At 47.1% G+C, this 25,684-nt stretch carries 27 protein-coding genes; 25 read left to right on the forward strand and 2 right to left on the reverse strand.

Going from position 1 to position 25,684, the window contains the following annotated elements; all coding sequences use genetic code 11:
• Window positions 1-392: 392 nt before the first annotated feature.
• Window positions 393-1,871 carry a stage IV sporulation protein A gene (spoIVA, locus tag ACEN8J_RS07740; RefSeq protein ID WP_029517326.1) on the forward strand — a complete coding sequence of 493 codons (1,479 nt, stop codon included), beginning with the start codon at window positions 393-395 and terminating at the stop codon, window positions 1,869-1,871.
• 197 nt (window positions 1,872-2,068) lie between these two features.
• On the opposite strand, the gene ACEN8J_RS07745 is transcribed toward spoIVA, so the two are convergent.
• Entirely contained in the window at window positions 2,069-2,974 is a 906-nt protein-coding gene (locus tag ACEN8J_RS07745; protein ID WP_069012700.1) for an MmyB family transcriptional regulator, read from the reverse strand.
• Window positions 2,975-3,105: 131 nt separating this feature from the next.
• Between ACEN8J_RS07745 and ACEN8J_RS07750 the strand changes: the two genes are divergently transcribed.
• From ACEN8J_RS07750 to ACEN8J_RS07770, 5 genes are all read left to right on the forward strand, one after another.
• Window positions 3,106-4,038 (forward strand): zinc-binding dehydrogenase, encoded by a 933-nt coding sequence (locus tag ACEN8J_RS07750; RefSeq protein ID WP_069012699.1) that lies wholly within the window; start codon window positions 3,106-3,108, stop codon window positions 4,036-4,038.
• A 251-nt stretch (window positions 4,039-4,289) separates the two neighbouring features.
• Window positions 4,290-5,405: a sugar ABC transporter substrate-binding protein gene (locus tag ACEN8J_RS07755; protein WP_165147003.1), complete on the forward strand. Its 1,116-nt coding sequence runs from the start codon at window positions 4,290-4,292 to the stop codon at window positions 5,403-5,405.
• Window positions 5,406-5,471: 66 nt separating this feature from the next.
• Complete coding sequence (locus tag ACEN8J_RS07760) at window positions 5,472-6,989, forward strand: sugar ABC transporter ATP-binding protein (protein ID WP_165147000.1); 1,518 nt, start codon at window positions 5,472-5,474, stop codon at window positions 6,987-6,989.
• Entirely contained in the window at window positions 6,986-7,972 is a 987-nt protein-coding gene (locus ACEN8J_RS07765; RefSeq protein WP_069012697.1) for an ABC transporter permease, read from the forward strand. Before ACEN8J_RS07760 ends, ACEN8J_RS07765 begins: the two co-directional genes overlap by 4 nt.
• A gap of 247 nt (window positions 7,973-8,219) precedes the next feature.
• Entirely contained in the window at window positions 8,220-8,492 is a 273-nt protein-coding gene (locus ACEN8J_RS07770; protein ID WP_013310732.1) for an HU family DNA-binding protein, read from the forward strand.
• 71 nt (window positions 8,493-8,563) lie between these two features.
• Here ACEN8J_RS07770 and ACEN8J_RS07775 read toward each other — a convergent pair whose 3' ends face one another.
• Window positions 8,564-8,737, reverse strand: coding sequence for a hypothetical protein (locus ACEN8J_RS07775; RefSeq protein WP_165146994.1), 174 nt, complete (start codon window positions 8,735-8,737; stop codon window positions 8,564-8,566).
• A gap of 156 nt (window positions 8,738-8,893) precedes the next feature.
• Here ACEN8J_RS07775 and mtrB point away from each other — a divergent pair, with 156 nt between their 5' ends.
• The 19 genes from mtrB (at window position 8,894) to trpA (ending at window position 25,655) form a co-directional block, all read left to right on the forward strand.
• Entirely contained in the window at window positions 8,894-9,124 is a 231-nt protein-coding gene (mtrB, locus tag ACEN8J_RS07780; protein WP_013310730.1) for a trp RNA-binding attenuation protein MtrB, read from the forward strand.
• A 98-nt stretch (window positions 9,125-9,222) separates the two neighbouring features.
• Window positions 9,223-9,774, forward strand: a complete 552-nt coding sequence (locus tag ACEN8J_RS07785; protein ID WP_165146991.1) for a hypothetical protein — start codon at window positions 9,223-9,225, stop codon at window positions 9,772-9,774.
• 116 nt (window positions 9,775-9,890) lie between these two features.
• Window positions 9,891-10,760 carry a heptaprenyl diphosphate synthase component 1 gene (locus ACEN8J_RS07790; protein ID WP_069012695.1) on the forward strand — a complete coding sequence of 290 codons (870 nt, stop codon included), beginning with the start codon at window positions 9,891-9,893 and terminating at the stop codon, window positions 10,758-10,760.
• Between the two features lie 9 nt (window positions 10,761-10,769).
• Entirely contained in the window at window positions 10,770-11,498 is a 729-nt protein-coding gene (locus ACEN8J_RS07795; protein ID WP_039271329.1) for a demethylmenaquinone methyltransferase, read from the forward strand.
• Window positions 11,491-12,357: a UbiA-like polyprenyltransferase gene (locus ACEN8J_RS07800; protein WP_029517333.1), complete on the forward strand. Its 867-nt coding sequence runs from the start codon at window positions 11,491-11,493 to the stop codon at window positions 12,355-12,357. Before ACEN8J_RS07795 ends, ACEN8J_RS07800 begins: the two co-directional genes overlap by 8 nt.
• A gap of 5 nt (window positions 12,358-12,362) precedes the next feature.
• The gene (locus tag ACEN8J_RS07805; RefSeq protein WP_340955770.1) at window positions 12,363-13,022 is read left to right on the forward strand and encodes a UbiX family flavin prenyltransferase; all 660 of its coding nucleotides are present in this window, start codon (window positions 12,363-12,365) and stop codon (window positions 13,020-13,022) included.
• Entirely contained in the window at window positions 12,979-13,845 is an 867-nt protein-coding gene (locus ACEN8J_RS07810; RefSeq protein ID WP_029517335.1) for a menaquinone biosynthetic enzyme MqnA/MqnD family protein, read from the forward strand. The genes ACEN8J_RS07805 and ACEN8J_RS07810 overlap by 44 nt, the downstream gene beginning before the upstream one ends.
• A complete protein-coding gene (locus ACEN8J_RS07815) occupies window positions 13,842-14,816 on the forward strand; it encodes a polyprenyl synthetase family protein (protein WP_029517336.1) in 975 nt (324 codons plus the stop codon). The genes ACEN8J_RS07810 and ACEN8J_RS07815 overlap by 4 nt, the downstream gene beginning before the upstream one ends.
• A 110-nt stretch (window positions 14,817-14,926) precedes the next feature.
• Window positions 14,927-15,370, forward strand: a complete 444-nt coding sequence (gene ndk, locus ACEN8J_RS07820; RefSeq protein ID WP_029517337.1) for a nucleoside-diphosphate kinase — start codon at window positions 14,927-14,929, stop codon at window positions 15,368-15,370.
• A 30-nt stretch (window positions 15,371-15,400) separates the two neighbouring features.
• The gene (locus tag ACEN8J_RS07825; protein WP_495594394.1) at window positions 15,401-16,201 is read left to right on the forward strand and encodes a CheR family methyltransferase; all 801 of its coding nucleotides are present in this window, start codon (window positions 15,401-15,403) and stop codon (window positions 16,199-16,201) included.
• A 229-nt stretch (window positions 16,202-16,430) separates the two neighbouring features.
• A complete protein-coding gene (gene aroC / locus ACEN8J_RS07830; RefSeq protein ID WP_013310720.1) occupies window positions 16,431-17,600 on the forward strand; it encodes a chorismate synthase in 1,170 nt (389 codons plus the stop codon).
• A gap of 1 nt (window position 17,601) precedes the next feature.
• On the forward strand, window positions 17,602-18,696 hold the full coding sequence (gene aroB / locus ACEN8J_RS07835; protein WP_340885731.1) for a 3-dehydroquinate synthase: 1,095 nt from the start codon (window positions 17,602-17,604) through the stop codon (window positions 18,694-18,696).
• Window positions 18,697-18,698: 2 nt separating this feature from the next.
• Window positions 18,699-19,073 carry a chorismate mutase gene (gene aroH, locus ACEN8J_RS07840; RefSeq protein WP_029517339.1) on the forward strand — a complete coding sequence of 125 codons (375 nt, stop codon included), beginning with the start codon at window positions 18,699-18,701 and terminating at the stop codon, window positions 19,071-19,073.
• 502 nt (window positions 19,074-19,575) lie between these two features.
• Complete coding sequence (gene trpE / locus ACEN8J_RS07845) at window positions 19,576-21,126, forward strand: anthranilate synthase component I (protein WP_029517340.1); 1,551 nt, start codon at window positions 19,576-19,578, stop codon at window positions 21,124-21,126.
• A 34-nt stretch (window positions 21,127-21,160) separates the two neighbouring features.
• Window positions 21,161-22,207, forward strand: coding sequence for an anthranilate phosphoribosyltransferase (gene trpD, locus ACEN8J_RS07850; RefSeq protein ID WP_495594395.1), 1,047 nt, complete (start codon window positions 21,161-21,163; stop codon window positions 22,205-22,207).
• Window positions 22,197-22,991: an indole-3-glycerol phosphate synthase TrpC gene (gene trpC / locus ACEN8J_RS07855; protein WP_318627156.1), complete on the forward strand. Its 795-nt coding sequence runs from the start codon at window positions 22,197-22,199 to the stop codon at window positions 22,989-22,991. The genes trpD and trpC overlap by 11 nt, the downstream gene beginning before the upstream one ends.
• Complete coding sequence (locus ACEN8J_RS07860; protein WP_495594396.1) at window positions 22,988-23,659, forward strand: phosphoribosylanthranilate isomerase; 672 nt, start codon at window positions 22,988-22,990, stop codon at window positions 23,657-23,659. Before trpC ends, ACEN8J_RS07860 begins: the two co-directional genes overlap by 4 nt.
• Window positions 23,656-24,852 carry a tryptophan synthase subunit beta gene (gene trpB, locus ACEN8J_RS07865; RefSeq protein WP_013310713.1) on the forward strand — a complete coding sequence of 399 codons (1,197 nt, stop codon included), beginning with the start codon at window positions 23,656-23,658 and terminating at the stop codon, window positions 24,850-24,852. Before ACEN8J_RS07860 ends, trpB begins: the two co-directional genes overlap by 4 nt.
• Window positions 24,849-25,655, forward strand: coding sequence for a tryptophan synthase subunit alpha (gene trpA / locus ACEN8J_RS07870; RefSeq protein ID WP_495594397.1), 807 nt, complete (start codon window positions 24,849-24,851; stop codon window positions 25,653-25,655). The genes trpB and trpA overlap by 4 nt, the downstream gene beginning before the upstream one ends.
• Window positions 25,656-25,684 lie beyond the last annotated feature (29 nt).

A 25,684-nucleotide genomic window follows, 5' to 3' on the forward strand; every position in this document is an offset into this window, starting at 1 on the left:
GGATGTTTCCGACGACTCTAAACGGTCAGGAGAAACATCCTTTTTTTATTTAATCTAGCGACGAAGTCATGGGAGAGTCTTGCCCCGCATATATTAGGTGAGTGGAACCAAACGTAAAATATCGTTTCTGCAATGATCGCTCTGTCGTAATCTATTTTTCAAAAAACTAAACATATTTTACGGAGGGGATACATATGATGGTATCAGTCCAAATGCATGTACGAGTTTACGCCGTTTCGCCGATTCCATCAGTCTCCTGAATCTCGGCGGCGGACGACTTCCGGGCATTTTAAAGGCTGTTCTGCCGCATCTGGGATCAAGCAGTTGGTTGAACACGAAGCGGATGCTCTTTAAGCATTTTTCCTTCGGAGACTTTTTAGGAGGGGATTTCATTGGAGAAAGTAGACATTTTTAAAGACATTGCCGAACGTACCGGAGGAGACATTTATCTTGGGGTCGTCGGCGCAGTCCGAACAGGAAAATCAACGTTTATCAAGCGGTTTATGGAGACGATTGTTCTGCCAAACATTACAAGTGAGGCGGACCGTGCCCGCGCCGTAGACGAGTTGCCGCAAAGTGCGGCAGGCAAGACGATCATGACGACGGAGCCTAAATTCGTACCGAATAATGCCGTCCAGATCAAAGTAACGGAAGGACTGGATGTGAATGTACGTCTGGTTGACTGTGTAGGATATGCAGTAGAAGGAGCAAAAGGGTACGAGGATGAAAATGGTCCGAGGATGATCTCCACACCATGGTTCGAAGAACCCATTCCTTTTCAGGAAGCGGCAGAAATTGGTACACGCAAGGTTATTCAGGAGCATTCGACGCTCGGTGTGGTAGTCACTACAGACGGCACGATTGCGGAAATCCCGCGCAGCTCTTATGTAGAGTCGGAGGAACGCGTCATTGAGGAGTTGAAGGAAGTTGGCAAACCATTTGTTTTGGTTATCAACTCCACGCATCCTCGCAGTGATGAAACACTCCAGCTTCGCGGTGAGCTGGCTGCCAAGTACGATATACCAGTTATGACACTCAGCGCGGCGACGATGACGGAAGATGATGTTACAGGCGTACTTCGTGAAGTATTGTATGAATTTCCGGTGCATGAGGTGAATGTAAACCTGCCGAGCTGGGTCATGGTACTGAACGAAGAGCACTGGCTGCGTAGCAATTATGAAAATTCCGTTCGCGATACGGTTAAAGATATTCGACGCCTGCGTGATGTAGATCGAGTGGTTGGCCAGTTTATGGAATATGAATTCATCGACAGGGCCGGATTGAGCGGGATGAATATGGGGCAGGGCGTAGCTGAAATTGATCTGTATGCTCCCGATGAGCTGTATGACCAGATTTTGGTCGAAGTCGTCGGGGTAGAGATTCGTGGCAAGGATCATTTGCTGCAAATGATGCAGGATTTTGCCCATGCCAAACGAGAGTACGACCGCTTCGCCGAGGCGCTGGAAATGGTCAAGACAACGGGATATGGCATTGCCGCGCCGTCGTTATCTGAGATGGCACTAGACGATCCGCAGTTGATTCGTCAGGGTACAAGGTTTGGTGTGCGGCTCAAGGCGACAGCACCTTCTATACACATGATTCGTGTCGATGTGGAATCGGAATTTGCTCCGATTATCGGAACAGAGAAGCAAAGTGAAGAGCTTATGCGCTATCTGATGCAAGATTTTGAGAATGACCCAATCAAAATTTGGGAGTCAGACATTTTCGGACGTTCGCTGCATTCCATTGTACGGGAAGGCATTCAGGGTAAAATCGCCATGATGCCGGACAATGCACGCTATAAGCTGCAGGAAACGCTGGGTCGTATCATTAATGAAGGCTCCGGCGGTCTCATTGCTATTATTCTTTAAGGGTAAGCCACACCTAAAAAATGTATAAGAGAAATACCGTGGAGAGCAATTTGCTCTCTACGGTTCGCAAAAACAAAATATTAGACTGACCTCCAAAACCAGACAGGGGTAGCCATGGACGAGAAAATAAAGTCCTAGACTACCTCTGTTTTTATTGAGCTTTTCGTTTCTCATAAAGTGCTGTAGGCGAATTTTTCCTATTCATTAAAAGCGTAGTTCTGATATTCGGCTGGACAACCCCAATATTGAAATACTATGCGTGCAGGATCGTCAATCGGTAAGTATACTTCAATTCCAGGATACATGTGGCTACTTACAGAAAGATGAATTTGCTTGTAGCGAATAGGGACTAAATCGTCCGCGGTTCCCATTCTGGCCAAAATAATTTTGGGTTGCTCAATTTCACTTGCTGAGTCCTTTGGCTGCATATTCCAATATTTATTAAGATCATCGTATTTTTGAAATCTGTCTATTAACTTCGTATACCAATGGTCGTATCGGGACAACATGTTATATCTTTTGAAAGCTTGTATCCCAAAAATAGCATGAGACTCCCACTGTTCGAACGACTCAGCATCGAAGGTAGAACGGGGACGAATGGAAAAATCGGAGTTAAAATGAAAATCTACTTTATTCAGTTTGCCATTCATAAAAGAATCGGAAGGAATATCAAATAAATGGCGAAACGGTTCATTTAACCCTTTGATATCTAAGGTATGAGTAACAATCATCGCCGGAAATGGCAAATTACTCATGATTTGCTGTGTTTGCTCCAGCGCCAGCTCTAGAGAACGTCCTTCGAGTTCGTAATGGATCGGAAGATATTCAGCGGCGAGGAGAAGGTCATTGCGCTCATGTGAAGTACACTCCAGATACTCAGCAATATGGATTATCGTTTGCCGGTCCGGTATTCGACGAGACCGTCCAACCAATAGATTTTTATACGTAGGACATGCCTCATCATTAAGCTCCTGCTGAGTAAATCGTTTTAATAACGGGTGTGATAGCTCAGTATATTCCCGTTGACGCTTCATGCGAACAGCTTCAATCTCTCCCAAAACGTTTTTTAATGTTTTATATCGGAAGTCCTTGTGCATGGTCATCCTTTTTCAATCCTTTTCATAATGAGGTGTAGTTCTACACTTGGTGCAGATAGTTCCCTACAGTATACTACAATGTGAAAAAGGGGAGCTATTTACAAGGGTTTCTCAATGAGAATGATGGGGGAGATCATATGGTTCGTGCAATTGTAACAGATCCGTTTGCTTCAGGATATTTCGCAATAAAGGAAGTTTCAGTCCCGCAGGCCCAGCCTTGGGAAGCGATCGTTCAAGTACAGGCCTTCTCTCTGAATCGGGGTGAAGTTGTAGATGCAAGAAATCATGGAAGACAGAGCAGACCAGGATGGGATTTTGCCGGGATTGTCATCGAGCAAGCCAAAGATGGCACGGGCCCGAAACAAGGAAGCCGTGTCGTAGGACTTCTCCCGATGGGAGCATGGGCCGAACAAATTGCCGCTCCTACTTCATTAGTGGCTGAATTTCCTGATGATATTACCTTCGCCCAGGCTGCTACTTTACCAGTAGCCGGTCTGTCAGCGCTCTATACACTTCGAAAAGGAGGAATGCTGCTCGGTAAGCGAATATTGATATCTGGATCGACTGGCGGAGTTGGGACTTTTGCACATCAGCTAGCGGCGCAATCAGGAGCTTTTACAGTAGGTGTAGCCAGAACAGAGGAAAAAGCTCTACTTGTTCAAGAGGCTGGTGCTAATGAGGTTATCGTTGGCGATCCGGCGATTTCCTCGCTGGATACATTCGGACCTTATCATCTCATTGTGGATTCAGTAGGTGGGGATACGCTAGCTGCATTACTACCTCAGCTTATGCCAGAGGGGATATGTGTGTCCATGGGACATTCGTCCTCACCTTACGCAACGATTAATATCAGGGGCTTAGGTGGTAGAACTTTGTATTGCTTCTTTCTAGGTGAGGAAATAAATCGTTATTCCCCAGCGGGAGATCTAAAATTACTAGGTGAGCTTGTATCAAAAGGCCAGTTAGTACCAAAAATCGAAGTGGAGGCATCGTGGAAGGAAATTGGAGCTGTAGCCCAACAACTGATAGATCGGAAATTTTCCGGTAAAGCAGTGCTCCAAATAAGTTAGATGTGAGCGTTCTCCTATTTAAAATAAACAGACAGATTGTATCTTCGACCCAGGCTCCGCCTTGATTTCAAATTTAAGCAGCAACCGTTTTCCGGTATTCAATCGGGGGGGCGGTTGTTTGTTGTGTGTTGGCCTATAAAACCGGAAAATTTTCTATATTTAATAAAACCTATTTACATACTTGGTTTAAAGCGATATATTAAGTATCAAATTTGAATCATTTTGTGGTTGAACGAGGGGGAAATGAAATCATGGATATCCAAAAAGAGTTCCAAAGACACAAAAAGCTAGGACTGGGAGGTATCATGCTACTGGTGCTGGTTTTGCTGGTCACTGCATGTGGCGTGCCGAAAACAGAGAGCGGCACTCAAGGGACAAGCACTGCGGAATCGAATACAACAAACGAAAAAACGGACAACTTAAATCTAAAGGGTAAACGGGTTGCGTTGATCATGGAGTTTAACACGGGCACATTTTCGCAACAGTATGTTCAAGGTGTGGAAGAGGAAGTTGAAAAATTTGGCGGTACGCTGACTAAGTTTGTGGCAGATAACGATAAGGCTAAAATGGCTTCTCTGCTTGATAGTGCGATTAACCAGCAGTTTGATGTCATTTTGACTGATCACGGTGATGCATTACTGGAAACAGGGTTGAAAAAAGCAGTTTCCCGCAATATTCCAGTTATCGTGTTCGATGCTGCCGTCAATGTTCCGGGTGCGGTAGTGCTCTCACAGGATGACCAAAGCATGGCTGAGCTAACGCTGGAGCAAATGAAGAAGGATATCGGTGGCAAAGGCAACATTGTGAAAGTATGGGTTGCCGGATTTGCGCCGATGGAACGTCGTCAGGTTGCTTATGGTGCATTTTTGAAATCCAATCCGGATATTAAAGAAATTGCGACTTTTGGTTCGGCTCAGAATCCTGCGTTGGATACGCAAGCCAAAATGGAAGCTGTATTAAAGCAATATCCTAAGGGCGAAATTACAGCCGTCTGGGCGGCATGGGATGAATTTGCCAAAGGCGCAGCACGTGCCATCCAACAAGCGGGACGTACGGAAATTAAAGTCTACGGCATTGACATGAGCGACGAGGACTTGCAAATGATCCAAGACCCGAAAAATCCTTGGGTGGCCTCGGCAGCCGTAGATCCAACAGATATCGGGCGCGTACAAGTGCGCTATGCATATCAGAAGCTGCATGGGGATAATCCGGAGGAGAAAGTCGTACTGAAGGCTGTATATGTGCAACGCGAAGCGTTGCCGGATAAGCAAATTTCCACATCCGAGCTGTCCCAATATGTGAAGGGCTGGGGCCAAAGCGAACAGGGCTATAAGGATTGGATGAAGGAATATGAAACGTCCAAATAAAATGTTTGCATAACGCAAAGGCGCGCTTCGGCGCGCTTTTATCATAAGCAGGCGTGAGGGGGCACCATGAGTTCACAAGTATATACATTGGAAATGAAGAAAATTAGCAAACAGTTTGCTGGTGTAGATGCGCTGCGAGCCGTGGATTTTACAGTGCAGGGTGGCGAGATTCACGCTCTGCTGGGCGCCAACGGGGCAGGGAAAAGTACATTGATGAAGATTCTGTCCGGTGCGTATCATTCCGATCAGGGAGCTATCGTAGTTGGTGGCAAGGAACTGAACATTAGTTCACCGTGGGAGGCCAAAAGAGCGGGAATTCACTGTGTGTATCAGGAGGTCGATTCAGCGCTTGTACCACAGTTAACTGTTGCTGAAAATATTGTAATGGACGATTTGTCAGCCCCTGATGGTCGATGGTGGACTGCACCGGTTTCTATGCGCAGACGAGCGCGTGAGGCATTAGCACGTCTGGAGATAGATATTGACGTGCGACGATATGTGTCTGAATTGACGTTGGCAGAAAAACAGCTTGTACTTATATCACGCATTCTGACACAGCAAGCCAATGCCATCATTTTTGACGAGCCTACGGCGCCGCTCAGCGAAGAAGAAACGCGACGTTTGTTCCGCACAATCCATACACTCAAGGATGAGGGAGTTGCATGTATCCTCATCACACACCGATTGCCGGAGGTTATCGAACACAGTGACCGTGTTACGGTGATGCGTGATGGTGAGCGCGTGTTCACGGGACCTGCGTCTGATTTAAGTGTAGGTGACATCGTTACGCATATGCTTGGGAAAACATTTGAGGAGGAATTCCCAAAAACAGAGGTACCGATTGGTGAAACGGTATTGGAAGCGAAAGGGCTTCACAAAGGATTACGAGTGCACGGCATTGATGTACAGGTCCGATGTGGTGAAATTCTCTCTATTGTGGGTTTGGTTGGTGCAGGCAAGACAGAGCTGTCACGACTTCTTACAGGAGCAGACAAGCCGGATAAGGGAGAGCTGACCTTTAAAGGTCGCTCCATTCGATTGAGGGAACCAGCGGATGCGGTAGCTCAAGGAATTGTGTCCATACCCGAGGAGCGACGTAAGCAGGGGGTGCTAATTGAGGAGAGTGTGGAAAGAAACCTTAGTCTTCCGCTTTTGGGCAAACTGAGTGTCCTTGGTTTCATCAGTCGACGTAAAGAACGAAATAACGGTAATGGGATTGTCGCCTCTCTCGGTATTAAGACACCATCGCTCCGTCAGAATGTTAAATATTTAAGTGGCGGGAATCAGCAAAAAGTTGCTATTGGGAAATGGCTGCATTCCGGAGCGGATGTATTTGTTTTTGACGAGCCAACCAAGGGTGTAGATATAGGGGCAAAAAGTGATATTTTCCGTATCATTGGTGAGTTGGCGGAGCAAGGAAAAGCGATCATTTATCTAACCTGTGAATTTGCTGAAGGGATTGGCATTGGTGATCGGATTGCAGTGATGTATGATGGCAAAATTATAAAGGAATTTGCTCGGGGCGAAGTGGAACAGGAACAGCTTCTGTTGTATGCCAGCGGGGGTGAAGAGGTGCATTCATGAAGGAAAAATGGTTAAACGTCTCATTTCGTTACGGTGCCGTAGTTGTCATTATAGGTGTGTTGGCGTTTTTTTCATCTACATTACCTTATTTCTGGACTTATGATAATTTAATGGACATTCTTGGCTCGATTGCCATTGTGACTTTCGTTGCCATTGGTGTGACATTGTCACTTATCGTGGACGGTTTTGACCTGTCGGTGGGAGCTACAGTATCTTTGACAACGGTCGTTTCCGCTTCTTTAATGGTCTGGTATGAGCAGCCTGTTGCGGTGGTCATTATTGTGTCTCTGATTGTCGGCGCTTTGGTAGGACTGTTGAATTCATTATTGATCATTAAACTGCGTATTCCTGATTTGCTCGCAACCCTTGCAATCATGTATATTGTAAGCGGGATTCACAAAACGTACGCACAGGGCTATACCATATATAATCATATGCAGTTTCCCGATGGTAGCAAGGCGCCGGGGGAGATATCTCCTGCATTTCTTTTGCTGGGGCAAGGTAAATGGTTGGGTATCCCGATTTCGGTTATTTTACTGTTGCTGGCTGTGGCGGCAGTGCATGTTTTCTTGACCTATACAAAGCATGGGCGTCAAATGTATGTAACGGGTGGAAATAAGGAAGCTGCTCGTCTGTCGGGTATACGGGTAAAAAAAGTCCGTACTCTGGCCTATGTTGCTTCAGGTGTATTTGCGTCGATTGCCGGTATTTTGTATGCCTCGCGCGTAGGCTCAGGCCAAATTGACGCGGGTTCCCCCTTGCTCATGGAAGCGGTAGCTGCAGTATTCGTCGGTTTTTCGGTCTTTGGTGCTGGTAAACCCAATGTCATTGGTACATTTATTGGTGCAGTTTTGATCGGTGTGTTGGTTAATGGACTAACGATGATGAATGTGCAATATTTCGCCCATGATATTGTCAAAGGAGTAGTGCTGGTACTTGCGCTGGCCGTTACTTTTTATGTGTTAAACCGTCGTCGTACTTGAAATTGTCTGTGGACTGTATTACTATAAACCTTGTTCCACGCAAGCAGGGTGCCATAAAACGCCAGTTTCGGCCTATATTGCGGAGGTTAGGTATATTCTATGTATATTTAACGACGAAACGGAAACAGATGATAACATTATGGAAGGCAGTACGCCGCCCGGGTTATTTTATACAGGCGACCTCATATCGGTCATTAACACCGATAACCTAAATGCTGGACTACACTTGAATTGGGAGGTGAATATATTGAATAAAACGGATTTGATCAATCAGGTTTCTGAAAGCACTGAATTGTCCAAGAAGGACGTAACCAAAGCAATCGATGCAGTATTTGAGGCGATCTCTGGAGCGTTGCAAAGCGGAGATAAAGTGCAACTGGTAGGTTTCGGGAACTTTGAGGTTCGTGAACGTTCCGCACGTAAAGGACGTAACCCGCAAACAGGAGAAGAAATCGAAATTCCTGCGAGCAAAATTCCGGCATTTAAACCGGGTAAAGCGCTTAAAGACGGAATTAAATAAGATTTCTTACATATTCCCAATGCGCTGAAAAGACCGTGAATTTGATTCACGGCCTTTTCTTTTTGTCCTGTTTACTTCGTGGTAGGGGTGCTATGGACTGGAGAAGAGGAAGCTGCCCTGCCGTTTCGCGAGGCATAAGCGATCAGCACTAGGGGTTCACCTGTTAGCTCGGCAAATTCATGCTCCAGCTGTTGAAGCCGTTCGATTTGGGCAGGACTGAGATTGGCGGGAAGGTAGTTTTTCATCAGATCCGTTCCTTTCTTTAATAGATGGGACTGCACGGATAGTATGGCTCGGGACATGCTAATTATTGCAGGAGCACGGGAAGCATGTAGTTGACAAAACAAGCTTGAATCTCCATCATAAAAAGTATAGCTTCGGCTCTCAGGGAGGAAAAGGATATGGAAGATAACGTGACGGGTAGCAGTGAGTACGTCGTAATTAAAGCGAAAAGCAACGGATGTCAGGTATTTGGTTTGACCAGAGGCCAGGATACACGCTTGCATCATTCAGAAAAATTGGACAAGGGCGAGGTACTGATTGTCCAATTTACGGATCATACTTCTGCTATTAAAATTCGCGGCAAAGCCGTTGTGATGACTAAGCACGGGGTAGTAGATACGGAGGATTAAAATGCAGGCATAGCCTGCTTTTTTTTGTTGTAGAATGAGAGTGAGGACCTTTACCGTAGCAAACCCACATTATGAGGTAGAGGTCAGGGGAGGCTCTGATGAAACCTTGGATTGTATTCGGTGGCTCCATTCTCATAACCATCGCAGCAGCTGTGTTGCTGCCGTCTTTACAAGTGCTGGACTCAGGAACCGCAGCAGTTCGTGAGACACAGGCGACGATTTCGCCTCAGCAACGGGTGCTGCTGTCAGATGACAATCTGGTGGATACGCTGAATGAGCTACCGTTGACTACACCGATTGCAAGCGCAAGCTGGGAACATTCAGTCCTGACCCTGGATGTCAAACTGTCCAAGGAAGAAACTGCCCCGCTAGAGATTTATCAAAACATGGCGGAGATTGCCGCTTTTAGCTTTTACGGAACGACGAATGTGCGGCAATTGCTGCTTCGGGTGGTGACGCAGGACGAATGGTCAGGAGAACGTCATTTGCTGCTTGCATCCGATATACGCCGGAACGAGTGGACGAACGAGACATTGGAACAGCTGAGAAGCCGGGAAGGCGCGGAATTGCCAGAGGATTTGAAATCCCGTTTCCGCATTACAGTAACGCCCATGTGGCAAAACAGGTTTAACGGTGTATATACAGATTAGATGTTTCTGCCGGTGGACCTACAGTACTTTAGTCGCGAATCATTTTAAATTGTGATATAATATAAGGCATTGCAATTATTTGAGTATAGCAGAAAGTCATGTCTCGGAGGCTTAGGATGAAACCGTATCGCGTACCCCAATTAGCAAGGAAATATGTGGAATACGACATGATTCAACAACATACGGAAATGCCGGCTTTTCCTGACAGCCGTACCCGTTTGATGTTTGTGTTTTTGAACCGGAATGCGCAGGAGCTGCATGCCAGTGAGGACGAACTGTACGCATTGGTAACCTCACTTGTGCAGATGGGGCTGGATACGCATGATATGATTGATACTTTATCCGGTATACGGAGCCCGGAGGAGATGCGTTCCAGACAGCTGAAAGTGTTAGCTGGGGACTATTTTAGCAGTCGTTTTTATCAGCTGCTTGCACTGGCAGGCCGCATTACGGCCATTTCGAAGCTGAGTGATGCTGTATGTGAAGTGAACGCAGGGAAAATGAGTCTGTACTGGGGAATGAAGCAATTCCGCTTGGATGCAACTCAGTATTTAACTCAGATGGTTCGTTTCAAAAAGGAGCTTTTTTTATCATTCACTTCACTTGTAGCAGAACAGGATCAGGAAATTTGGAAGCAGCTTCTCAACAAATTTGCCCTCTGTGATACCTTGGTGGAGGAATGGGGTAAGCGGACAGAACCGGACAAGTCCCGTTTCGGATATATGTTCTGGCATATTTATGGTAACGGGGACCGGAACGAGCAAGCGTTGCTTTCAGAGAGTGGTACTGACACTGAAGCATGGCGTAAGCTTGTTCTGAAATACAAAGCCGAGGATGCGATACTGGACAAGCTTCGCACGGCTGTTACACACATCCGGCAGATCCTGTCAGATGACCAAAATACGGGGATCGAGGAATTTGAACGCATGCTTGAGCCTTTCCTAAAGCTGCTAAATAGTCCGCACCCAGTTGTGAGGGAAGGTTAGGTGAACGTGATGGGATCAAGCGACACCAAGCCGAAAGAGCAATTCGTTCATGGCGTGTTTGAAAGCATAGCAGGTAAATACGATTTGATGAACGATATACTGAGCTTTCGCAGACATAAGGCTTGGCGGAAATTTACGATGAAAAAAATGAACATGCGTCGCGGCGATACGGCAATTGATCTTTGCTGTGGTACATGTGACTGGACGCTTGCGATGGCGCGAGCAAGTGAAAGTGGTCACATCGTAGGACTCGATTTTAGTCAGAACATGCTCAATGTTGGCGAGCGTAAAATTATATCAGAATCCCGTGAAAAGCAAATTAAGCTTGTTCAGGGCAACGCGATGGAACTGCCTTTTGAAGATAATTCATTTGATTATGCAACGATTGGTTTCGGTCTGCGCAACGTACCTGATCTGCGCCACGTGTTACAGGAGATGCAACGAGTCGTCAAACCTGGCGGGCAGGTCGTATGTCTAGAATTGTCCAAACCTACTTGGCAGCCGTTCAAGGGAATTTACTACACATATTTTCAACACATCTTGCCCATGCTCGGCAAATTGTTCGCCAAACGTTATGAGCAGTATAAATGGCTCCCTGATTCGTTGGCGCTTTTTCCAGGAAGGGATGAGTTGGCTGGCATCTTCCGTGAAGTCGGATTGAAGGATGTTCAGGCTCATTCTCTCACCGGAGGCATTGCGGCATTGCACATTGGAATCAAGGAGAGTCAGCATGTTTAAGAAAATTGCTATTTTTTTGGAAATGATTAAAATTGAACATACGTTATTTGCGCTCCCATTTGCATTCATGGGGGCTGTATTGGGGTCAGTTGTCGTGACAGGCAACCTTCCCTCGTGGCCGCAGATCGGCTGGATCCTGCTAGCTATGGTTGGCGCACGCAGTGCTGCTTTTGGCTTCAATCGTATGATCGACCGGGTGATTGACGGGAAAAATCCGCGCACAGCAGGACGCGCTATCCCGGCAGGGTTGCTCAAATCAAGCGAAGTGGTAATTTTCATTATCGTCAGTCTGGTGTTGTTATTCTGGGCATCATTCAAGTTAAGTCCGCTGGCGTTCAAGCTGTTTCCGCTGGCCTTTTTTATGCTCGTTTTTTACTCTTACACCAAGCGTTTCACTTGGCTTTGCCATATTGTACTTGGTCTGACCATTGGTTTGGCGCCACTAGGCGCGTGGGTTGCGGTAACGGGACAAATAGATTTGACCGCTATCGTTCTGTATCTCACGATCGCATTTTGGACGGCTGGATTTGATGTTATTTATGCTTGTCAGGATATAGATTTTGACCAAAACGAAGGAGTTTATTCTATTCCTGCCCGTTTTGGTGTAGCAGGTGCATTGAACATCGCTCGGGCATTCCACGTCATTACGGCGATCGGATTTATTGTACTGTTCTTTATTGCAGATTTAAGCTGGTGGTATCTGGCGGGCATGATTATTTCGTACATCATTTTATTTTATGAGCACTATATCGTATCTCCAAAAGATTTGAGTCGTTTGCAGACGGCATTCTTTACTATGAACGGTGTACTTAGCACTGTCGTATTTGCCTTTACACTGATTGATTTGGTGGTGCGTTAATACTAATGAATAATCAGGTGAGCGAACATCAAGGCAAACGAATCGTTATTGGCATTACAGGCGCGAGCGGAAGCATTTATGGTGTGCGACTGGTAGAGACTCTGCTGGACTTGCAATACACAGTTCACCTGATCGTGTCTAATGCTGGCTGGCGGGTGTTGAAAGAGGAGTTGGGCTGGAATGTGACTGACCGGGAAGGGGCTTTGAATGAACAATTCGGAGGCCGTCCCGGTTCTCTTGTATACCATCCGTTCACAGATATTGGAGCTTCGATTGCGAGCGGCTCTTATTTGGTGGATGCGATGATTATCATGCCATGCTCGATGGGGACGTTGTCAGCAGTAGCACACGGTTCGTCCGATAATCTCATGGCGAGGGCAGCGGACGTGATGATAAAGGAAGGTCGTCCGCTGATCCTTGTGCCTCGTGAGACACCTCTACATGCCATTCATTTGGAAAACATGCTTAAGCTTGCGAGACTTGGCGTCAAAATGATTCCGGCTATGCCGGCTTTTTACTTTCATCCGAAGACGCTGGATGATATTGTGCTGTTCCTCGTAGGCAAAGTATTGGACAGCTTGCGTATAGAACATCAACTGTTTACGAGATGGGGGGATTCCGATGCCGACACCGGACACCAAGACAATCACAATCGGAAAAATTAAATATACAAACGCTTGGCCTATTTTTCATTATTTTAATCCTTCTGAGCTTCTCCATTCGGCGGAGATGGTTTCTAAAGTTCCGGCTGAATTGAATCAAGGTATGTTGAATGGGAGTTTGGATATCAGTGCGATGTCCTCCTTTGCGTATGCATCCGGTGCTGAGGAAATGCTACTGTTGCCGGATTTATCCGTCAGTGCAGATGGTCCTGTGCAATCCATTTTACTATTTTCACGCAAGCCGCTGGACGAAATCAAAAACGGAACCATTGCATTAACGAATACGTCTGCTACATCCGTGAATTTGTTAAAAATTTTGATGCAAAAGGCATGGGAAGGTCAGCCTTCCTATTTTGACTGTGAACCGGATCTTGACTTGATGCTGGAACAGGCAGATGCGGGGCTACTGATTGGAGATCACGCGATTAAGGCATCTTGGCGAAACGAAGGTCTGTATGTTACGGACCTCGGAGAAGAGTGGAAGCGCTGGACGGGCTACAGTATGACTTTTGCTGTATGGGCAGTACGACGTGCTGTTGCTGCTCAAAATCCCGCAGCGGTGGCTGAAACTGCGAGTGCGTTCCGCGCAAGCAAGCAGCGTAGTCTGTCGGACTTGACGTCTGTTATTTCTGAAGCATGCGAGGAAATTGGAGGTCTGCGAGATTATTGGGAGCGCTACTTTACTAATCTGTGTTATGATTTTGGAGAGAAGCAACAACAAGGTTTAGAGCTTTACTTTCAGTATGCGCATGAACTGGGGCTGCTTGACCGACGAGTAAAGCCGCTTCTCTGGAGTGACAATACGCTGACACGGGTGAAAGAATGAAACGATTGGATTTGTTCGGTTTATTAAAGAAGGATATGAACTTTATAGAAGAAGAGTTGTACCGCAGTATCGATAGTACGGAGCCGTTGATTAATGATACGTCGCTTCATCTGCTTAAAGCAGGGGGCAAGCGTTTGCGTCCCGTATTTGTATTGCTGGGAGGCAAGTTTGGAGAATATGATCTGGACAAGCTCAAGCGTATAGCGGTACCTCTGGAACTGATTCATTCTGCCTCTCTCGTTCACGACGATGTGATTGACGATGCGGAAATGAGACGCGGTCAACCCACCGTGAAGTCCAAATGGGACAATCGGGTGGCTATGTACACCGGAGACTACATATATGCACGTGCGCTGTCTATTGCTGCTGGATTGCCGAATCCCGACATTCACCGGGTACTGTCTAAAGCGCTGGTGCAGATGTCCATTGGTGAAATGGAACAAATTCGTGATTTTTTTAATGTGGATCAGAGTGTGCGTAATTATTTGCTTCGCATACGGCGCAAAACGGCTTTATTAATTGCGGTTAGTTGCCAGCTGGGAGCTATGGCTGCAGAGGCACAGGAAAGTGTCAATTCCCTGCTGTACAGCTACGGCTATAACGTAGGTATGGCTTTTCAAATTCAGGATGATCTGCTTGATCTGTGCGGAACAGAAAAAAAGATCGGAAAGCCGCCGGGCAGCGATATGAGACAGGGGAATATTACGCTTCCGGTGATTTATGCGCTCGAACAGCCTGAGTTGCGTGCAGATCTACTGGCTGAAATCCGCCGCATTCAGGATGGAGATGGGCTAGGAGACGCACGCAAAGCGGTGGATATAATCAAAAAAAGTGAAGGAATCGCTAAAGCTGAAATTCTCGCCGACCGATATATTAATAAAGCGCTAAACGCGCTGGACTTACTACCAGATGTCAAAACAAAAAAGACGCTACGCGATATTGCTCATTTTGTAACACGCCGCTCCTACTAAAGTTGTGTTTTGGGTTTGCTGTGACAAAATGCTTTAACCAGTTCCAAGCTTTCTGTTACAATACAGTTTAGTACTGTATAAATACATTAGATTGGATTGGGAGTGAGCCGATGGATCGTACTTTTTTGATGGTTAAACCGGATGGTGTACAACGTGGATTGATTGGACGTATCATTAGTCGTCTGGAAGACAAAGGCTTTAAAATGGCGGCTGGCAAGCTTGTACAAGTATCAAGAGAACAGGCAGAACGGCATTATGCGGAGCATGTGGGCAAGCCTTTTTTTGAAGAGCTTGTAGGTTTTATCACATCAGGCCCTGTGTTTGCTATGGTATGGGAAGGGGATAACATCGTTACGCTTTCCCGCTTGTTGATTGGTAAAACACAAGTAACCGAAGCTCTTCCGGGCACAATTCGTGGAGACTTTGCAGCACATACACCGTTTAACCTCATTCATGGTTCAGATTCACCGGAGAGCGCAGAGCGCGAGATTGCAAATTTTTTCATGCCGGAAGAATCCGTTCGGTATGAAAAAAGTGTGGCGACCTGGGTGTAAGTTTAATTACGTATGAAGAAGGATGGTAGCATGACGGATATGGAACTGGGTCAGACGGACCCCGATTACACAGCGTTTATCCGCAAAATCAAGGACAGCACAGGTATTGATCTTGCACAATACAAAGAAGCACAGATGAAAAGGCGGTTAACTACGCTTTGCAACAAAAACGGGTTTCCCAGTTTTGTTTCTTTTTATGATGCCATGATGAAGGAAAAACCTCTATTCTATGAATTTCTGGATCGGATGACGATCAATGTTTCGGAATTTTGGCGTAATCCCAATCGGTGGGAAGTGCTGCGAGATACAATCTTGCCACAACTGCTTGTGGGGAAGCAGAAGCTTAAGCTGTGGAGTGCGGCCTGCTCGACTGGTGAAGAGCCTTATAGCTTGGCTATGGTTCTCGACGGTAAAGGGATTTTGGGGAATTGCTCCATTACGGCTTCCGACATTGATGATGGTGCATTGGCAAAAGCCAAGGAAGGCAAATATTTGGAGCGTTCGCTCAAGGATGTGCCTGAGCAGGTAGCTAGCAAATATTTTAAGCCGGATGGTGCGATGTATCGAATTGATGACCGTTTGAAACAAGCCGTGAAATTTCAAAAGCAAAACTTGCTGCTGGATCGGTTTGAGGATGGCTATGATCTCATTATCTGTCGAAATGTAATGATTTATTTTACAGAAGAGGCCAAACATACGTTGTATCAAAAGTTTGCAGCCAGTCTTCGTCCCGGCGGAGTATTGTTTGTCGGTAGCACAGAGCAAATCTTTTCTCCTAACCAATATGGTCTGGAATCGACGGAAACCTTTTTTTATCGCAAAAAAGCATAAGCCTGCAAACATCATCCAAAGTTTTATAGGGACTTATTTATATCTTTGAGTAATTGATGGTTGGCTTATTAGCAAAGCACGTCCTTTAGCCCCTTTGGCTAAGAGGCGTGTTTTTGTTTATCTGCATACACGTGGCTTTTCTTGTCAAAGAAAGGTGCGTATACTATAATGAAGCACAGTTAAAGATTTTAGCGATGCACAGTTTAACAGTTTAAAGGGGGAACGCGTCATGAGTTTACGTTATTTAACCGCGGGGGAAACGCATGGTCCCCAGCTAACTGCCATTGTAGAGGGTATGCCGAGCAATTTAAAATTGGATTTTGAGGAATTGAATTTTCAGCTGCACCGTCGTCAGAAAGGATATGGACGGGGTCGGCGTATGCAGATTGAAAAAGATACGGCGAAGATTGCTGGAGGCGTACGTCACGGATACACCACGGGTGCACCGATTGCGCTGGTTGTGGAAAATAACGATTGGAAGCACTGGCAGAACATTATGAATATTGAACCTATTGAAGGCAGTGATGAAGAAAAGCGTCGGGTTCACCGGCCACGTCCGGGTCATGCGGATTTGAATGGCGGAATGAAATACAACCTGAAGGATCTTCGTAACGTGCTGGAGCGCTCCAGCGCACGTGAAACAGCAATTCGTGTGGCATGCGGCGGTTTGGCTCGTCAATTGCTGGCTGAGTTCGGAATCAAGGTGGCAGGTCAGGTCATTCGTATTGGGGAAATCGAAGCTCCTTACCGCGATTTGCCGATTGATGAGCTGATTGCGGTGACAGAAGCTTCCTCGGTGAGAGTAACCGATCCAGAAACCGAAAAGAAAATGGAAGCATATATTGATCTGATCAAGCAAGAAGGTGATTCAGTCGGTGGGGTAGTGGAATGTATTGTAGAAGGTGTTCCGATTGGTCTGGGCAGTCATGTACAGTATGATCGGAAGCTGGATGCACGTATCGCACAAGGCGTCATGTCGATTAATGCATTTAAAGGCGTGGAAATCGGCATCGGTTTTGAAGCAGGAGAGTTGCGCGGTTCACAGGTGCATGACGAGATTCTATATGATGAGGAACGTGGATATCACCGTCGTACCAATCGTTTGGGTGGTTTTGAGGGGGGCATGACGAATGGAATGCCAGTTGTGGTTCGTGGCGTAATGAAGCCGATCCCCACACTCTACAAGCCTCTGCAAAGCGTCGACATTGATACGAAGGAGGCGTTCACTGCACAGGTTGAGCGTTCGGATGCATGTGCAGTACCTGCGGCTAGCGTAGTTATGGAGCATGTGGTAGCTTGGGAGATTGCAAAAGCTTTGCTAGAAAAATTCGGCGGGGATTCGATTGAAGAGATTCGTGCGAATATTGCATCCTACGAAGAACAATTGGGGCGGTACTAAAATGAGTACGCTGACGGTACAGCTTGGCGAACGTTCTTATCCTATTCATATTGGACGAGGACTGTTATATCGAGCCGGAGAGTTGTTGAAAGAACGAGGAATTGCGCAAAAAAGCCCGTTGTTGATTGTTTCTGACGAAAATGTAGCGGGATTCTACTTGGCAACATTGGAGAGCAATCTTCAGGCATCTGGCTACAAGACAGTGTCCTTTGTCGTTAAGCCAGGTGAAACCTCCAAGTCGCTTGCTGTATTTGAGCAGGTCATAACAGCAGCCATTGAGGGCGGCTTGGATCGCAATTCAGCCGTTATTGCACTTGGGGGTGGTGTCGTGGGTGATTTGGCTGGATTTGTGGCAGCTTCTTATATGAGAGGTGTCAAGTTTGTACAGATCCCCACTACGATTCTGGCCCATGACAGTAGCGTGGGCGGTAAGGTCGGCATCAACCATCCTTTGGCGAAGAATATGATAGGAGCTTTCCATCAACCGGAACTTGTGTTGTATGACGTAGATACGTTGTCTACACTGCCTCCTCGTGAGGTATCTGCGGGGCTTGCTGAAATGATCAAGCACGGCTTGATCTGGGATGCTGATTTCGCCCAGTGGTGCCGTGACCATGCGACTGATTTGCTTGCACTGGATGCGACAGCTCTGGAGTACGGTCTGGAAAAGGGATGTTCCATTAAAGCCGAAGTGGTGTCACGCGATGAACGAGAACATGATTTGCGCGCTATTTTAAACCTAGGTCATACGATTGGTCATGCGATTGAAGCTATTGCGGGATATGGTGAGTTTTTACACGGGGAAGCCATTTCGATTGGAATGGTCGGCTCCGCACTTCTGGGCGTGAAGCTGGGGGCAGATCCTTCTTTGGTAGATGCAACGAAGGATATGTTGTCTTCACTACGGCTACCGACCTCCCTTCCGTCACATCTCGATACAGATCGGCTGCTGGACGCGATGATGCATGACAAAAAGTTCAAAGAAGGCAGCATTACTTTTGTCGTCCCACGTAGCATCGGGCACGTGGAGGTTGTGAAGGATATTTCCGTCTCTTACATCCGAAGAGTTATTGAACAGTTAAAAGAGGGGGTGTAACGATGTACAATCGTGGAATTCGTGGCGCGACGACCGTAGCGAATAATGAAGAAAATGAAATTTTGGAAGCAACAAGCCAACTACTGGAGGAAATTGTATCCTACAATGAAATTCAGCCAGAGGATATTAGTAACGTATGGATTACGGTGACTCATGATCTGGATACTGCCTTTCCAGCCAAGGCCATTCGTCAGCTTGATGGCTGGGATATGGTTCCGCTCATGTGTGCATTAGAAGTTCCTGTGGCAGGTAGTTTGCCCAAGTGCATCCGTCTGATGGTACAGGTGAACACTGATAAATCCCAGCGGGAAATTAAACATGTATATTTGAACGGAGCGCAGGCCTTAAGACCGGATCTAGCTTCCCAAGGGAAATAAGTGCCTGTTTTTTAAGTTGATGGTTGCCAAAGTAACATCCCATGAGATATAGTGTGTGTAGCAGAGTTAAGTAGAGTAGAGTTAGCCAGAGACAGAGTTGAGATGAGAAGAGTGCAGCCTTAGCCAATTCCATATGAGATTACAGAGATCGGCGGTAGCGGGTAAGCTTTTGTCTATGAAGAGATATTCTTCTACAGAGAAGCTTATTTGAGGCAACCTGCGCGGTTAAACCAAAGGGATGAGTGTATACTTATCAATTTGCTGTAGTCATTTTACATATGGAGCATTCTTATAATTTCAATAACTGACAGCCTCTACCTTACCGGTAGAGGCTTTTTTACGATTATAGAATTTATAAAATTTTCAGCGGAGCTGAACAATTCTATAATCGCAAGAAAAACTTCCGCTACACGCGGTCTGGCCTCCGTGAAGGTACGTCGATAGACGTTTTTCTTATATTCTCTCCTTTGGTTCTGCGCCAATTTGGAAAGGAAGTGATCTCATGTTAACGCCGCATGTGGAGCAAGTGATAACGATGGCGAGTGAATTTAACCTGATTCCTGTGTACAAAAAAGTGCTGGCTGATATGGAGACGCCGATTCGGATTTTCCGTCGGTATGCCGAGCGGGACCGTGCCTTTCTGCTAGAGAGTGTAGAGGGAGGCGAGCAGTGGGCGCGACATTCGTTCATCGGTACAGACCCGTTTCTAATGGTCTCGGGTAAAAAGGGACGTTTGATATTGGAACAACACGGTAAACGGCAAATATTAAACGACAAGCCGATTGAAGCGCTCAAAGCATTGCTACGTAAATACCGCAGTCCGAAACTGAAAGAAATGCCTCCATTTACAGGCGGGGCTATCGGATTTTTTGGATATGACCTGCTTCAATACTATGAAAAGCTGCCAGAGCACTCGGTAGATGATTTGAATATGGATGATATTCGTTTTATGTTCTGCGATCAAGTCATTGTCTTTGATCATGTGAAACAGCAAATTTTGCTGGTTGGCAATGTTCATGTAGGCGAAGGGTTCCGCGATGAGGATATTCGAGCTGCTTATGCTGATGTGGAACGCAAGTTGGAGGAAACGGCACAGTATCTGCGCAAGCAGCCTCAGCCTGAGCGATTAGGATCGGCCTCCATTCCAGATGATGTGGAACTGGGTGAGATTCAATCCAATGTGACGAAGGAACAGTTTATATCAAACGTAGAGCAGGCGAAGGAGTATATCCGCTCCGGTGATATTTTTCAGGTTGTACTATCCCAGCGTTTTCACATTGATACAGAGGCCTCTCCTTTACAGGTATACCGCGTGCTGCGCACGATGAACCCGTCGCCATATATGTATTATTTGAAAATGGATGACGAGATCATCGTAGGCACTTCGCCTGAGGCACTCGTCAAGGTGGAAAACGGCCGGGTAGAAACCCGTCCTATTGCAGGAACGAGACCGCGTGGGGTAACGGAGACAGAAGATGTGGCACTTGCTGAAGAACTGTTAAACGATGAAAAAGAGCGTGCAGAACATCTGATGCTGGTCGATTTGGGAAGAAATGATTTAGGCCGTGTATCACAGTTTGGCACAGTCAAATGCGATACGTTTATGGAGATTGAACGCTATTCCCATGTCATGCACATTGTTTCCAATGTGTCGGGTGAGCTACGTGAGGACAAAGATTTCTTCGATGCTTTCCTGTCTTGTCTGCCAGCCGGCACCGTATCAGGGGCACCAAAGCTGCGGGCCATGGAGATTATTGCTGAGTTGGAGCGGGAAGCACGTGGACCCTATGCAGGGGCAATTGGATATTTGGGCTTCTCGGGCAATATGGACGCTTGCATTACGATTCGCACGATTGTGTTTAAAAAGAACCGGGCTTATGTCCAGGCAGGCGCTGGAATTGTGTGGGACTCAGTTCCGGAAAGCGAGTATCAGGAGACGGTGAACAAAGCAAAGGCATTGCTGAAGGCAATCCGCACGGCAGAAGTGATGTTCCCGGCAACGACACAGCCCTATAACAGCGTCATCAACCAGGATTATTTGTACACTCCGTAACACGCAAAAATCTGATTTTGAGGAGGAGACGACAATGGAACGACATGACATGATGCAAGTGGGGTTAAGCCGGATCATGGAGGGACAGCATCTTTCGCGTACGGAGGCCCGGAGCGTAATGGAACAGATTATGAGTGGAAGTGCTACACAGGCGCAAATTGGCGGGCTGCTGACGGCTCTTCGTCTCAAAGGGGAAACGGTAGATGAAATCACTGGTTTTGCCGAGGCTATGCGTAGCTACGCTAGTCCAGTGCAAGCTGAAGAAGGCAGCGGTCGTCTGCTGGACACATGTGGTACTGGAGGTTCGGGTATTCACAAGTTTAATATTTCCACGATATCCGCGATCATCGCAGCTTCGGTGTCTGTACGGGTAGCAAAGCATGGCAACCGTTCTGCAAGTGGCCGTGCCGGGAGCGCTGATGTCCTGGAGGCATTGGGAGTCAATATTCATTTGACGAGTGATCAGGCTAGGTCATGTCTGGACCGAATCGGCATCTGCTTTTTATTCGCACAGCTGTATCATCCGTCTATGAAGCATGCCGCCGCGCCGCGCCGCGAACTGGGTGTGCGGACGGTATTCAATATGCTGGGTCCATTGACGAATCCGGCTGGTGCGGATCGGCAGTTGTTGGGCATTTATGACGCCAGCAAAACGGAAGTCATTGCCGAGGTATTGAACCAGCTCGGCTCCAAACGGGCCATGGTTGTCAGTAGTCTGGATGGACTAGATGAAATTAGCATTTCAGCTGCGACACGAGTATCCGAGCTAAGGGACGGCAAGGTTCACACGTTCGAGCTTCATCCGTCGGATTTGGGCTTGCAGACGCATTCTCTTGATCAGGTGCTGGGCGGTGACGCACAGGTTAACGCAGATATCATACGACGAATTTTAAACGGAGAGCATGGAGCTTATCGGGATGTTGTGTTAGCGAATGCAGGAGCGTGCATTTATGTATCAGGCACAGCAGCTACCTTGACGGACGGAGTAGCACGAGCGGCCGAAGCCATTGACTCTGGACGGGCACTTTCCAAGCTGGACCAATTAATACAGGCAACGGGGGAATATCAATATGTATCTTGATAAAATTGTGGTGACGAAGCAACAAGAAGTGGAGCAGCTTAAGGAGCATTTTCAAATAAGTAAAGCTGAACGATTAATTGCTGATTTACCTGCGACGAGAGGATTCGAAAATGCGATCGCGAGCGGGCGCAACCGTCCGCTCGGACTGATTGCTGAGGTGAAGAAGGCTTCCCCATCCAAAGGGCTGATTCGACCGGATTTCCATCCGGTGGACATTGCACGTGCATATGAGGGAGCAGGAGCGGATTGCATTTCTGTACTGACAGATGTGACGTATTTTCAGGGAAGTCCTGAATATTTACAGCAGATTCGCGATCAGGTGAAGATTCCACTGTTGCGAAAGGATTTTATCATTGATGAACGGCAAATATATGAAGCTCGTTTGCTGGGAGCGGATGCGGTGCTGTTGATTGCCGCTATACTGGAACCGCGTGTATTAGGGTCCTTTTTACAAATCGCCAAGAACCTTGGGCTGGACGCATTGGTAGAGGTGCATGACAGTGAGGAGCTTAAAGCGGTGCTGGAGCTGGGGACAGCAACCTTGATTGGCGTAAATAACCGAAATCTGCGAACATTCGAGACTCGTCTCCAGACGACGGAGGAGCTGATCTCACTAATTCCTAAAGGGATTACGTTCATCAGTGAGAGCGGAATTGCTGGACCGGAAGATGTAAAGTATCTGCATTCGGTGGGTGCACACGGCATCCTGGTAGGGGAGCATCTGATGCGCAAGGAAGATGTGGGACAGGCTGTAACCGAATTGATGGACGGGATTAAAGTATGAACAAAACGGGCGTAAAAATTTGTGGACTTCAAAGCGTTGAAGTGCTAAAATCTATGGTAAACTTACCGGTCGATTATATAGGTTTTGTGTTTGCCGACAGCAAGCGCCGGATTGACGGCGTACAGGCTGGAGAGCTGCTTCGCGTATTGGATGAATGGACCTCAGGCAGCAGACCGCGCAGCGTGGGCGTATTTGTGAACCCTGGTGATGCACTGTTAAATGATGTGATGGAGAAAGCACCCTTGGATGTCATACAGCTGCATGGACAGGAGAGTCCAGAGCGCTGTCGGGAAATCAGGGAGTATTTTGGTATACAGGTATTCAAGGCATGGTCTGTGGACAGTCAAGGACAGAGAGAACGCTCGGCGGACGAATTGGATGCCTATGTCGGAACAATTGATGCTTTACTGCTCGATACATACGATCCCCTGTATGGTGGCGGTTCTGGAAAAACGTTTGCGTGGGATCGAATTCCTGCCTATCAGGCTTGGACCCATCAACATGGAATTCCTTTGTTTGTAGCCGGTGGGCTGACTGCCGATAATGCGGAAAAGCTGGTTCATGAGCATCATCCCGATGGGCTGGATGTATCCAGCGGTGTAGAGACGAACGGAGTCAAGGACATAGCAAAAATCACAGCATTCGTGGAAAGGGTGAAGCAGGCATGACACAATTACCTGATAACAACGGACGTTTTGGAACATTTGGAGGACGTTTTGTACCGGAAACGTTGATGAACGCACTGATTGAATTGGAGGAATCCTACCGTAAGTACGCGGATGATCCCGAGTTTAAAGCAGAGTTGAACGGGCTCCTAAAGGACTATTCTGGTCGGGAAACGCCGCTTTATCATGCGGAGCGTCTGAGCCAGCATTTGGGCGGGGCTAAAATTTACCTGAAGCGCGAAGATTTAAATCATACCGGTGCCCACAAAATCAATAATGCATTAGCTCAGGGATTGCTGGCGAAGCGTATGGGTAAACAGAAGGTTATTGCTGAAACAGGCGCAGGACAGCATGGTGTCGCGACAGCAACTGTGGCTGCGTTGCTCGGATTGGAATGCAAGGTGTTTATGGGCGAAGAGGATACTGTGCGCCAGCAGTTGAACGTCTTTCGGATGCAGCTTTTGGGTGCAGAGGTCATTCCAGTGACATCGGGTACACGTACACTTAAGGATGCTGGTAATGAAGCCTTGCGTTACTGGGTCAGCCATGTCCATGATACGTTTTATATTTTGGGTTCAGCTGTCGGCCCGCATCCATATCCAATGATGGTGCGGGACTTCCAACGTGTGATTGGTGATGAAACGCGTCGCCAGATCCTAGAGAAGGAAGGCAGATTGCCGGATGTCATCGTGGCAGCGATCGGTGGCGGAAGCAATGCCATCGGCATGTTTTATCCTTTTATTGAGGATCAGGGTGTCGCTTTGATTGGCGTGGAGGCCGCTGGAAAAGGTGTCGAAACAGAATTCCATGCAGCTACGATGACCAAGGGAACACAAGGGGTCTTCCAAGGCTCTATGAGTTATCTGCTTCAGGATGAGTACGGACAAGTGCAACCTGCGCATTCCATCTCGGCTGGACTGGATTATCCAGGTGTTGGACCGGAGCATTCATACCTGAAAGATATTGAGCGGGCCAAATATGTTCCGATCACGGATCAGGAAGCGCTGGATGCGCTTCAGCTCCTCTGCCGTACCGAAGGAATACTTCCTGCATTAGAGTCGGCACATGCAGTTGCGCAGGTTGTCAAGCTGGCACCCACGTTGACGGCAGATGATATTATCGTTATTTGTTTGTCTGGACGCGGGGATAAAGATGTGGACTCCATTATCAAGTATTTGGGAGGAAATCCGTCATGAATTTAATTGATCAGGCGTTTGATCGCCTTAAAAATGAAGGCAAAACGGCATTAATTCCTTTTCTGACGGTAGGCGACCCGGATGTGGATACGACGATAGAGATCATTCGGCAGTTAGAGTCGGCCGGAGCTGACATATTGGAACTGGGTGTACCCTATTCCGACCCGCTGGCTGATGGTCCTGTAATTCAGCGCGCGTCTGAGCGTGCACTGAAACGGAAAATTTCCATCCGCACGTGCATGGAGACAGCTTCTCTGGCTAGGGCGGCAGGTTCAAACCTGCCTTTTATTCTGTTCACGTATTATAACCCTGTATTACAGATGGGGATGGATGCTTTCTTTGCAGGCTTGCAGGAGCACGGTATCAGCGGATTGATTATTCCGGACCTTCCGCTTGAGGAAGCGGAGGAGCTGGGAGGACGGGCAGCAGAGGTGGGTGTGCATCTGATTCCTCTGGTGGCTCCAACGTCTGAACAGCGGATCGAGCGAATTGTCCGTCAGGCCCGTGGATTTGTATACTGTGTATCCTCGCTGGGTGTAACTGGGGAAAGAGCTTCCTTTTTTGAAGGTATAGAGGGCTTTATCGCGCAGGTCAAACGGCATACGGATATTCCGATAGCGGTCGGCTTCGGGATTTCTACTCAAGAACAGGTAGCCCGGTTTTCAAACATTTGTGATGGAGTTGTAGTCGGCAGTGCTATTGTACGTCAGGTAGAGGAGGCCATTCCGCTACTGAATGATTCTGCACGCAGGCAAGAAGGTCTTTTGCAAATTCATAATTTTGTGGCACAATTAAAGCAATAATGGGTGTCAAAATATAAAGTAGTAAATAT

This window comes from Paenibacillus sp. Paensp38, from assembly GCF_059491915.1.

Excerpts from the sequence above, each read along its gene's own strand:
- trpA (WP_495594397.1), top strand. The coding sequence starts at position 24,849 with ATGAATTTAATTGATCAGGCGTTTGATCGCCTTAAAAATGAAGGCAAA.
- ACEN8J_RS07790 (WP_069012695.1), top strand. The coding sequence starts at position 9,891 with ATGAAACCGTATCGCGTACCCCAATTAGCAAGGAAATATGTGGAATAC.
- ACEN8J_RS07800 (WP_029517333.1), top strand. The coding sequence starts at position 11,491 with ATGTTTAAGAAAATTGCTATTTTTTTGGAAATGATTAAAATTGAACAT.
- trpE (WP_029517340.1), top strand. The coding sequence starts at position 19,576 with ATGTTAACGCCGCATGTGGAGCAAGTGATAACGATGGCGAGTGAATTT.
- ACEN8J_RS07755 (WP_165147003.1), top strand. The coding sequence starts at position 4,290 with ATGGATATCCAAAAAGAGTTCCAAAGACACAAAAAGCTAGGACTGGGA.
- trpD (WP_495594395.1), top strand. The coding sequence starts at position 21,161 with ATGGAACGACATGACATGATGCAAGTGGGGTTAAGCCGGATCATGGAG.
- ACEN8J_RS07795 (WP_039271329.1), top strand. The coding sequence starts at position 10,770 with ATGGGATCAAGCGACACCAAGCCGAAAGAGCAATTCGTTCATGGCGTG.
- ACEN8J_RS07765 (WP_069012697.1), top strand. The coding sequence starts at position 6,986 with ATGAAGGAAAAATGGTTAAACGTCTCATTTCGTTACGGTGCCGTAGTT.
- ACEN8J_RS07825 (WP_495594394.1), top strand. The coding sequence starts at position 15,401 with ATGACGGATATGGAACTGGGTCAGACGGACCCCGATTACACAGCGTTT.
- aroH (WP_029517339.1), top strand. The coding sequence starts at position 18,699 with ATGTACAATCGTGGAATTCGTGGCGCGACGACCGTAGCGAATAATGAA.
- mtrB (WP_013310730.1), top strand. The coding sequence starts at position 8,894 with ATGGAAGATAACGTGACGGGTAGCAGTGAGTACGTCGTAATTAAAGCG.
- ACEN8J_RS07860 (WP_495594396.1), top strand. The coding sequence starts at position 22,988 with ATGAACAAAACGGGCGTAAAAATTTGTGGACTTCAAAGCGTTGAAGTG.
- trpC (WP_318627156.1), top strand. The coding sequence starts at position 22,197 with ATGTATCTTGATAAAATTGTGGTGACGAAGCAACAAGAAGTGGAGCAG.
- ACEN8J_RS07775 (WP_165146994.1), bottom strand. The coding sequence starts at position 8,737 with ATGAAAAACTACCTTCCCGCCAATCTCAGTCCTGCCCAAATCGAACGG.
- aroB (WP_340885731.1), top strand. The coding sequence starts at position 17,602 with ATGAGTACGCTGACGGTACAGCTTGGCGAACGTTCTTATCCTATTCAT.
- ACEN8J_RS07810 (WP_029517335.1), top strand. The coding sequence starts at position 12,979 with ATGCCGACACCGGACACCAAGACAATCACAATCGGAAAAATTAAATAT.
- ACEN8J_RS07750 (WP_069012699.1), top strand. The coding sequence starts at position 3,106 with ATGGTTCGTGCAATTGTAACAGATCCGTTTGCTTCAGGATATTTCGCA.
- ACEN8J_RS07815 (WP_029517336.1), top strand. The coding sequence starts at position 13,842 with ATGAAACGATTGGATTTGTTCGGTTTATTAAAGAAGGATATGAACTTT.
- trpB (WP_013310713.1), top strand. The coding sequence starts at position 23,656 with ATGACACAATTACCTGATAACAACGGACGTTTTGGAACATTTGGAGGA.
- aroC (WP_013310720.1), top strand. The coding sequence starts at position 16,431 with ATGAGTTTACGTTATTTAACCGCGGGGGAAACGCATGGTCCCCAGCTA.
- ACEN8J_RS07745 (WP_069012700.1), bottom strand. The coding sequence starts at position 2,974 with ATGACCATGCACAAGGACTTCCGATATAAAACATTAAAAAACGTTTTG.
- ACEN8J_RS07805 (WP_340955770.1), top strand. The coding sequence starts at position 12,363 with ATGAATAATCAGGTGAGCGAACATCAAGGCAAACGAATCGTTATTGGC.
- ndk (WP_029517337.1), top strand. The coding sequence starts at position 14,927 with ATGGATCGTACTTTTTTGATGGTTAAACCGGATGGTGTACAACGTGGA.
- ACEN8J_RS07760 (WP_165147000.1), top strand. The coding sequence starts at position 5,472 with ATGAGTTCACAAGTATATACATTGGAAATGAAGAAAATTAGCAAACAG.
- ACEN8J_RS07785 (WP_165146991.1), top strand. The coding sequence starts at position 9,223 with ATGAAACCTTGGATTGTATTCGGTGGCTCCATTCTCATAACCATCGCA.